At 67.2% G+C, this 6,784-nt stretch carries 7 protein-coding genes; 5 read left to right on the forward strand and 2 right to left on the reverse strand.

The window, feature by feature from the left end:
• The first annotated feature begins 63 nt into the window (after positions 1–63).
• From GA0115259_RS29640 to GA0115259_RS29660, 5 genes are all read left to right on the forward strand, one after another.
• Positions 64–288, forward strand: coding sequence for a hypothetical protein (locus GA0115259_RS29640; protein ID WP_093602723.1), 225 nt, complete (start codon positions 64–66; stop codon positions 286–288).
• Between the two features lie 179 nt (positions 289–467).
• Positions 468–893 carry a MobC family plasmid mobilization relaxosome protein gene (locus GA0115259_RS42970; protein ID WP_093602725.1) on the forward strand — a complete coding sequence of 142 codons (426 nt, stop codon included), beginning with the start codon at positions 468–470 and terminating at the stop codon, positions 891–893.
• The gene (locus GA0115259_RS29650; RefSeq protein ID WP_093602727.1) at positions 890–2,641 is read left to right on the forward strand and encodes a relaxase/mobilization nuclease domain-containing protein; all 1,752 of its coding nucleotides are present in this window, start codon (positions 890–892) and stop codon (positions 2,639–2,641) included. The genes GA0115259_RS42970 and GA0115259_RS29650 overlap by 4 nt, the downstream gene beginning before the upstream one ends.
• A gap of 115 nt (positions 2,642–2,756) precedes the next feature.
• Positions 2,757–3,152, forward strand: coding sequence for a hypothetical protein (locus GA0115259_RS29655; protein ID WP_093602729.1), 396 nt, complete (start codon positions 2,757–2,759; stop codon positions 3,150–3,152).
• A 551-nt stretch (positions 3,153–3,703) separates the two neighbouring features.
• Positions 3,704–4,639, forward strand: coding sequence for a helix-turn-helix domain-containing protein (locus GA0115259_RS29660; RefSeq protein WP_093602731.1), 936 nt, complete (start codon positions 3,704–3,706; stop codon positions 4,637–4,639).
• A 22-nt stretch (positions 4,640–4,661) separates the two neighbouring features.
• Here GA0115259_RS29660 and GA0115259_RS29665 read toward each other — a convergent pair whose 3' ends face one another.
• Both GA0115259_RS29665 and GA0115259_RS29670 read right to left on the reverse strand, forming a co-directional pair.
• Positions 4,662–5,417, reverse strand: coding sequence for an SAM-dependent methyltransferase (locus tag GA0115259_RS29665; RefSeq protein ID WP_237540586.1), 756 nt, complete (start codon positions 5,415–5,417; stop codon positions 4,662–4,664).
• A gap of 331 nt (positions 5,418–5,748) precedes the next feature.
• Positions 5,749–5,961 (reverse strand): DUF397 domain-containing protein, encoded by a 213-nt coding sequence (locus GA0115259_RS29670; protein WP_093602733.1) that lies wholly within the window; start codon positions 5,959–5,961, stop codon positions 5,749–5,751.
• Between the last annotated feature and the right edge of the window lie 823 nt (positions 5,962–6,784).

The raw sequence follows: 6,784 nt of genomic DNA on the forward strand, positions 1-6,784 counted from the left end.
CCCCCCCCGGCGCAACGCGCCCTGCCCCCACGACTTACCTGAATCGACCCGGAGAGTACCGCCATGCGCACGACCCCCGCCACAGCGGCCGAGGTGGACACCTGGCTCACCGTCCTGCACCAGTACGGCCACCTCCACTGCGCCGAACCCGGCCCCGACAACACCTGGACCGTGCAACGCCATTCACACGGCGCCCCCTGGACACTGCATCACCCGGTCCTGGCCATGGACTGGATCGAGACGGTCCTGCGCGACGTCCGCCAGCAGGACACGGAGCCGAGCCGGTGAGCGCGAACGACCCGGCGGGTACTGACCCTGAACCGTTGCGTGAACCCAAGTTGGCTCCAGACGGAGCAAGTTGTGGGGTAAGGAGTCCTTACCCCGCTCCCGCCCCGGAGGGGGCGGGAGCTTCTCGTTCGGCAGCAGACCCAGGGGGGCCCGCTGCCGAACGGGAAGACGGCCCAGGGGTGCCGTCGACGGGGGAGCAACCACGACCGCGCGCCACCGTCCGCGCCGCGCCCCGCCGCCGACTGCGCCAGAGCACCTTGCGCCCGCACCGCGTCTGCCCCCGATTCAGCGAAGCCGAGTGGGCTGCTGTGCAAGAAGCGGCCGACGCCGCTTACCTCGCACCCGGCGGCTACGCTGCCGCAGCCACCCTCGCTGCCGCGACGAGTACCAGCCCCACTGCCGCGGTTGCCGATTACCGGCGCGGTGTGCAGGAACTCATGGAGTCCAACCGGCAGCTCGCCGCTGTCGGCAATAACCTCAACCAGGTCGCGCACTACCTCAACTCCGGCGGTCGGCCCGCCGGCGACCTTCGACAACTCCTGCACCGCGTCGACATGGCGCTGGCCGGTGTCGATGACGCGGTGGCCTGGCTGGTACGCCGGTGATCCCCAAGATCCGTACCGGCGCCGGTGGTACGTACGGTCTGATCCGCTATCTGTTCGGCCCTGGTAAACGTGACGAGCACACCGACCAGCACCTGGTCGCCTCCTGGAACGGCTACGCTCCCGATCCCGGACGTAATCCGCACCATACCGTCGCCCAGCTCGCGGGCCAGCTCGATCAGCCCGTCAAAGGCCTGGGCGACCGTGCACCGGCTACCACGATCTGGCACTGCTCGGTCCGCGCCGACCCCGGCGACCGCCTTCTCGATGATGCCGACTGGGCGGCCATCGCCCGCCGTATCGTCCAGGCCGTCGGCGTCGCCCCCGTGGGCGACACCGCCGCCTGCCGCTGGGTTGCCGTCCGCCACGCGGAGGACCATATCCACATCGCCGCCACCCTGGTGCGCCAGGACGGCCGCCGGGCCGGGCTGGCGTTCGACAAGCGGAAGGTGCAGGCCGAGGCGCGTCGTATAGAGAAGGACTACGGTCTGCGGCAGCTCAACCCGGGCGACGGCACCGCTGCCAAGGCCCCTACCAGCCAGGAGCGGTTCAAAGCTGAGCGCCACGGGCGGGCCGAGACCCCGCGTGAGACGCTCCGTGAAGCCGTCCGTCAAGCGGTGGCCGGAGCCGCCAGCGAAGCCGAGTTCTTCGCCCGGCTCCGCGAGAAGGGCCTGCGGGTTAAGCTCACTCAGGGCTCCTCGGGGGATGTCCTCGGCTACGCGGTCGCGCTGCCCGGCGACCGGAACGGCAGCAACGAGCCGGTGTGGTTCGCGGGCTCCACCCTCGCCCCCGACCTCTCCCTGCCCCGAATCCAGCGCCGCCTCGACAGCGCAACCCCTGACACGACCGGGCTGCCGGAGACCGGCGCCGCCGAGTCGAAGTGGTCACTGCCCGCCCGGGGACGACGCACCGCCACCGGAATCGCCGAGCGCGCCGCGATTTCCTTGGACAGCGACGACGAAGCCGCCGCCCAACTCGTCGGCGTCGGCGAACTCCTCGACGCCCTCGCCCAGACCTCCCCGGCCGCCACCCGCGCTGAACTGGGCGCCGCAGCCCGCACCTTCGAACGCGCCACCCGCAGCCACCTCCGCGCCGAACATGCCGACACCCGAGCCCTGCGCTCCGCTGCGCGGGGCATCATCCAGGCCGGCGGCGCACTCGGCCGGGGAGAAGACGGCGGCACCACCGCCATGCTCCTGTCCACCCTCGTCCTCGTCACCATCGCCGCCGCCCGCTGGCACTCCGCCCGCGGACACGCCCAACAGGCCGCCGCCTCCCACCAGGCAGCCGAGCACCTACGCGCCGCTTACCGCCAGGCCGCCGCCACATCCATGCGAACCCTGCGCGCCCAAGGCCACGCCCTGCCCGAACCCGAACGCCGCAGGCACGAAGCCACCATCCGGGCCGCCCTGCCCGACAACACCACACACGCCGGAACCGGGACGAAGACCGACGCCCTGGCCGCCACTCTGGCCCAGGCCGAACAGGCAGGCCACGACCCCAGGGCCCTCCTGCAGCAGGCTATCGACATGCGCGAACTGGACACCGCCGAGGACGTGAACGACGTCCTGGTCTGGCGACTGCGACGCCTCGCCCACCTCCCCGCACACCCAGGCGACACCGCCCACCGCCCGCAGGCCGACACCGGCCGTACCAAACCCGCGGCCAGCAGGACCGGCGTACGGACCACACCTCCGACGCGGACTCGCCCGGCCACGGCGGACCCGCACAACCGCCCGCCGCGCCGCTGACCAGCAGTCCGGCAGGCCACCACCGGCCTGCTGGAGTGCGCGAAACCTCTGGACAACCGGCTCCGACGGCTGTTACGGATGACAGAGAAGGCCCTCGACCGGGAGAAGGACGCCCGTGCTCAGACCGACAGACCACCCCACCGAGACGACCCCCGTCCTCCCTGCAGCCCCTGCCGGAAGCGAACCCCTGCGGCAGCTCCAGTACGAGACCCAGCCGCCCAGCGGCCCCGGCGCCACACGCGGCCTCAACCACCCGCAGGAACTGTCCTTGCGGGGGATCCCCGTCCGGTGCTCGGCGTGCCGAGCCCGGCGTGACTGGCTGCTCATCAACCACGGCCGCAACGTCTGGATCCGCTGCCGCTGCAGCAACCAGTGGCTCGAACCCGAAATCACCCGCGCCGACTTCGACGCCATGATCGCCATCCCGAACAGGACGCACTACCCCAGCCTCGAACAGGGCCTGATTGCCATGGGCTTCGACGGCGCATTCGCCGGCACCTACCTGGAGTAGACGAGCGACGAACCTGGGCCATGAACCTCACCGAACACAGAAGGGTGCCACCGCATGGCGGTGGCACCCCTCTGTTCTGGACGGCGGTCAGCTGCGGTTGCCGTGGTTCTTTGGGAATCGGCTCCGGAAGGCGGGAGCGGGCTGTGCCGCCTTCCGTGCTCAGGGTGTTCCGGTAGATCATGCAGGCGACGCCAGTGTGGAGCTTGAAGATCTTGCCTGTGATGATCTGCTGGCCTGCGCGATGCGCGGCCCCTGACCGAGGCATGCAGTACTGGCGGACTGTGAACCAATTTTGATCCGCCATCTGGTGACCTTGAGTCCAAGCGGCCTTCGCGTGCGCGATGAGCATCAGCTCGCTCGCCACGGGCTGGCCACCGTGATCACTCTCGGGAGGATCTACCACCGATGACAGTGGATGGGCCAACGGCATATTCAGGACACCCAGATGGGTGATATAGGACTTTCTTACGATACTCGGCCCGGAAGGCCAGTCGTCGTGCACTATGAGCATCGAAGGCATCACAGAACGCACTGGTTATCGAGGAGTTGATGTGAGCCAGCAGTTGGCGGGCGCCGAGGAACCTGACGATCCTGTCGGCCAGAAGGCCAGCCCCCGGGTCCGGTTCCTGAAGAACGAGGCAGCACCGTCCGCTCCTCGCATGGTGCTGGGCAAGGAGCTGCGCCGTCGGCGCGAAGCTGTGGGGCTGCAGCAGCAGGAGGTGTCCCGGCGCCTGGGTTGGTCGCTGTCGAAGACCAGCAGAATCGAAAGCGGCCAGGTCAAGGTCAAGGAACAGGACCTGCCGGCTTTGTTCTCGCTGTACGAGATGAACGATGCGAGTGAGCAGCAACCGTTTCAGGAACTGGTACAGATCGCTAACCGGCCCATGTGGTGGAAGCCGTGGTCAGGGATCGCATCCCAGTACCTGCAAGCCGTGCTGAGCTTCGAGGACATGGCCTGGCGCATCAAGTCCTACGAGCCCCTGTACCTCCACGGGCTGCTGCAGACTCCGGAATACGCTCGGGCGCTCATCGAACGGGGACGGGGGACCCGAAGCCATCACACCGCCCTGGCACAGCTCCGCAAGGAGCGTCAGACGATGTTCACCGAGTCGCCCGGGAAGGAACTGATCTGTGTGATCGATGAGGCGGCAGTCCGGCGGACCGTCGGTAACGCGGAGATCATGCGCCGACAAGTGCAGCATCTGATCGATCTGGGCGAGGACGGCCGCTTTCATCTCCGGCTCGCCGAGCTGAACCGACCCAACCTCCCTCTGGAACTCGGGCCCACCACCATCTTTGACTTCGCCGAGACCCTGCTCCCCACCATCGCCTACTCCGAAAGCTTCGACGGTGGCCTGGTCATCCAGGACGGGGACTCTGTAGACCGCAGGGTGACGACGTTCGACCTTCTTCGCGCCCGCTCCCTGGCGCCGGGTAAGACGACACAGAAGCTCCGCGATCTGCTGACGTCCAACTACTACCGCTGACGCGCGCTCCCGGAGTCCTCAGTCACGGCTTGCGCGCCACACCTACGTACAAGGACACCTGCGCGTCACTGACGAGACTGGGGCCGCTCCCAGGCTCCGGACGCCAGTGATGCGCCAGGGCGACCCCGGGCTCCACGAGATCCAGGCCGTTGAAGAAACGGAGAACCTCTCCCCGGGAGCGCACCTGCAGAGGGGTTCCCCGCTGCGCGTATGTCTCGACGATGGTCTGCCATGCTTCTGGGGCGAAGTCACCGGTGCAGTGGGACAGTGTCAAGTAAGAGCCGACGGGCAACTGGTCCAGGAGGTGGGCCACGAGGTCGTACGGATCTTGCTCGTCGGGCACGAAGTGCAGTAGGGCGTGAAGGGACAGGCCCACGGGACGGTTGAAGTCGATGATGTCCTCGGCCTTTACCGCGGCCAGAAGTTCATCTGGCCTCGTGGCGTCGGCTTGCGCGTAGCCAGTCCGTCCCTCCGGGGTTCCGTACAGCAATGAATCCGCGTAGACCAGTACGATCGGATCGTTGTCCACGTAGACGACCCGGCATTCCGGTTCGACCTCCTGCACCACATTGTGGAGGTTTGGTGCGGTGGGAATGCCGGTGCCCACGTCGATGAACTGGCGCACTCCCCGCTGCGCCAGATGCCGCACGGCGCGGTGCATGTAGGCACGGTTCGCGCGGGCCACCGTCTCGACCGCAGGAAACGCCTTGATGACCTCGCGGGCTACCTCTCTGTCCACGGCGTAGTTCGTCTTTCCGCCGAGGTAGAAGTCGTACATCCGCGCACTGTGGGGCCTGTCCTGCCCTAAGTCCACTTCCATGCCGCCCCGTTCGGGTGCGGGCTGGTTTCCCACTGGGGTCCCCCGGTTCATCGATGTGTCCTGCTGCCCCCCGTGCGGGGCAGCAGGATGCACTTGCATTATTCCCGTGCCTGCTGGTCGGTTATTGCCGATGTCCAGAGCTGAACGACCTTCTCGCCTGTGTGTCGCAAGCGAGTTATGAAATGAGCGCGCAGCAGGCCCGGACCCGCTGCGCGCTGGGCGAACCATGTGAACGGTCATGAAGTTGCAGAAGCACACACGCTTTACGCGGCGGTGCGCCGGCATCGCCTCAGATACTGCCTGAGACCAACGCCGACACGAAAGCTGCAGCAGAGGAGTGGGACACGGTCACGACCGGACTGCGTCGGACCTTCGAATCGCGGAAGAAGACCTCCCCTGTGAGCGGCTGCGCGATCTCAACGCATGCCCCCTCGGGAAGGCTGTGTGAACTCTTTCGCCAGACGACCCCCGTAGGTCGTGTGGCACTCGTCGGCTTCCTCACCGGACTGCCTCCTGCGGTGAATGAACTCCCCGTCGTCCAGATGCAATTGCATCTGGACCCACCGAAGGGAGGATCACCGCCCTGTCGGGCATGTATGCAAGGTTGGGAGAGAATGTCCGGAATCCGTTGTTGGGTTTACGTGCAAGTGCTGCCACGGCGCCGATGTGTTCGTCGCGCCGTCGGACAGCTCGCGACACCCCGTGAGGCCCCGGGTCGGCAGGTCATGCAGGCATGAGAACGGAGCCCGCTGGCAACCCCTCGAAGGGCCTCTCGCCAGGGGAAATTCCGATGGTCGTACGGGGAGAGAGTGTGGGCGGAGGTCGGACGGCGCGGAGGTGAAGGCAGAGAACCTGCCTCTATCTATGGCCCGTTCGTGAGCGCAGACGCGGAAACAGCCCGGGAAATATCGACACGCTCCGCTTGATGTCGACCGCGCTCAGCGATCGTGCTGAGCGCCATCGGGACCCTGGTGTTGAAGTTGAGAGCCTCAGCCAGGGCCCCGTGTCGACGACTCTCGAAGGAGAACGTGGTGGGGCTTTCCCCGCGCCGACGACGCCGTAAACCAAGGCATGCCCGACCTCGCCCCACGCCATGGGAGCGACTGTGCACGCCCTGCCTCGCGGACTGCCTGCAACTCCTGGCTAGCCACAGCATGGGCCGCTGTTCCTCCAGCAGTCCGAGACCTGGCTGAACACGGCTGTGACCGTAGCTCTCTTGGGCATGTGCGTGAAACGGCACCGCTCCGCCCATGGGCCGAGCCAGTCCTAGTACTCCAGCAGGATTTCGCTGTCTGACCTGGTCTTTCGCCGGGGTGGCGGGAGTG

This window comes from Streptomyces sp. MnatMP-M17, assembly GCF_900091995.1.
Taxonomy (GTDB): Bacteria; Actinomycetota; Actinomycetes; order Streptomycetales; family Streptomycetaceae; genus Streptomyces.

What these genes read in the sequence shown, in the direction of transcription:
- GA0115259_RS29640 (WP_093602723.1), top strand. Translation starts at nt 64, where the DNA reads ATGCGCACGACCCCCGCCACAGCGGCCGAGGTGGACACCTGGCTCACC.
- GA0115259_RS29665 (WP_237540586.1), bottom strand. Translation starts at nt 5,417, where the DNA reads ATGTACGACTTCTACCTCGGCGGAAAGACGAACTACGCCGTGGACAGA.